The sequence below is a fragment of the Actinomycetota bacterium genome (assembly GCA_036280995.1).
Lineage (GTDB): Bacteria > Actinomycetota > CALGFH01 > CALGFH01 > CALGFH01 > CALGFH01.
In genome coordinates, this window is the sequence record DASUPQ010000113.1 from 1 (window position 1) to 2,051 (window position 2,051).

Below are 2,051 nucleotides of genomic sequence, written 5' to 3' on the forward strand. Positions count from 1 at the left end.
CTGGCTCATGGCCACCGCCAAGCACCGCGCGGTCGATACCCTGCGCCGCCAGACCCGCTCTGCGCAGAAGCTGGAGGCGCTTGCCCGCGACCCCGGCCTCACGCGCCAGGCCGACGAGCCGGACCTGGACGCCGCGCTCGATGACCACATCGGCGACGACCTGCTCCGACTGATCTTCACCGCCTGCCACCCGACGCTGTCCACCGAGGCACGCGTGGCGCTCACGCTGCGGCTGCTCGGCGGCTTGACGACCGACGAGATCGCGCGGGCATTCCTGGTCGCGGAACCCACCCTCGCGCAGCGGATCGTCCGCGCCAAGCGCACGCTCAGCGGCAAGGGCGTGCGCTTCGAGATGCCCACGCCGGCCGACCTGCCCGACCGGCTCTCGTCGGTGCTGGAGGTCATCTACCTTGTCTTCAACGAGGGTTACTCGGCCACCGCAGGCCAGGACTGGATGCGGCCGGCGCTGTGCGAGGAGGCGCTCCGCCTCGGCCGGATCCTGGCCAGCCTGCTGCCCGGAGAGCCCGAGGTCCACGGGCTGGTGGCGCTGATGGAGATCCAGGCGTCACGCATCCGCGCCCGCACCGACGCCTCCGGGGCACCGGTGCTCCTGGCCGACCAGGACCGCCGGCTGTGGGACCGGCTACTCATCCGCCGTGGCCTCGAGGCGCTCGCCCGCGCCGACGCGCTCGGTGGCGCCCTCGGCCCCTACACCCTGCAGGCCGAGATTGCCGCCGGCCACGCCCGCGCGCTCACGCCCGAGGACACCGACTGGGAGCGCATCGCCGCGCTCTACCGGGTGCTCGCCCACGTCTCTCCCTCGCCGGTGGTGGAGCTCAACCGCGCGGTCGCGGTCGGGATGGTCGCCGGCCCGGCCAAGGGGCTGGAGATCATCGAGCCGCTCCGGCACCAGCGAGCCCTCGAGCACTACCCCCAGCTCCCAGCCGTCCGCGGCGACCTCCTGGCCAAGCTCGGCCGCCTGGACGAGGCCCGCTGGGAGTTCGAGCGCGCCGCCGCCCTCACCCGCAACGAGCGCGAACGCGCCGTGTTCCTCACCCGCGCCGCCGCCTGCGCAGACAGCCGGCCGTAGGTGCTTACGCCTCTGGTCGTCGTGGAGTTGAGGAGCCCTTTCCCGGCTCGACCGGCGCGGTCGGGGGACCGTGCGCGTCGATGAGGATGGTGGCCGCGGCCGCGGCCTCGGCGCTGGGGTTGCCGGGACCGAACATCCGGGCGGCGACCCAGGCGCCGTCCATGAGCAGCAGGAGCTGGTCGGCCAGGGCCTCGGGGACGCGGAGGTTGGCCTCCTGGGCCAGGGTGCGCAGGCGGGCCAGCACCGCCTGTTGTGGGCGAGGGCGACCCGGTGGCCCGGGTGGTCGGGGTCGGGGAACTCTGCCGCGGTGCCCTGGAAGGTGCAGCCGAGGCACTGCGGGTCGTTGGCGAGCCTCCCGACGGCGTCGAACATCGCCACCAGGCTGTCCTTGGGACGCCGATGTCGGCGATGACGTCCTCCAGCCACTGCCAGAACCGCTCGTTGGCCCGCTCCAGGTCGGCCACGATCAGGTCGTCCCGGCCAATGGAGGAGCACCATGCGGATCGGCATCCTAGGCACCGGCATGGTCGGCCAGGCCCTCGCCGCCAAGCTGGCCCAAGCAGGGCACGAGGTGATGGTCGGCACCAGGGACCCGGCGGCGACCCTGGCCCGCGACGAGCCCCACCCCGTCTACGGCATCCCGCCGTTCAGCGTCTGGTACGAGCCGCACCCGGACGCGAAGCTCGGCAGCTTCGCCGACGCGGCCGCCCACGGCGAGCTGGTCGTCAACGCCACCGCCGGCGAGACCTCGCTGGACGCCCTGCGGCAGGCCGGCGAGGCGAACCTCGCCGGCAGGGTGCTGGTCGACATCGCCAACGCCCTCGACTACTCACAGGGCATGCCCCCCTCCCTGTTCGTGGCCAACACCGACCCACTTGGCGAGCGCATCCAGCGTGCCTTCCCGACCGTCCGGGTGGTCAAGACCCTCAACACCATGAACGCCCTGCTCATGGTGAACCCC

Annotated in this window: 3 protein-coding genes; 2 read left to right on the top strand and 1 reads right to left on the bottom strand. The window is 73.0% G+C overall.

Going from position 1 to position 2,051, the window contains the following annotated elements; all coding sequences use genetic code 11:
- Positions 1–1,090: DUF6596 domain-containing protein (locus VF468_03375; GenBank protein ID HEX5877353.1), on the top strand; the 1,090-nt coding region annotated here is incomplete at its 5' end.
- A gap of 4 nt (positions 1,091–1,094) precedes the next feature.
- Here VF468_03375 and VF468_03380 read toward each other — a convergent pair.
- Entirely contained in the window at positions 1,095–1,334 is a 240-nt protein-coding gene (locus VF468_03380; GenBank protein ID HEX5877354.1) for a hypothetical protein, read from the bottom strand.
- A 252-nt stretch (positions 1,335–1,586) separates the two neighbouring features.
- Between VF468_03380 and VF468_03385 the strand changes: the two genes are divergently transcribed.
- The coding region (locus VF468_03385) for an NAD(P)-binding domain-containing protein (protein HEX5877355.1) at positions 1,587–2,051 on the top strand (465 nt) is incomplete at its 3' end.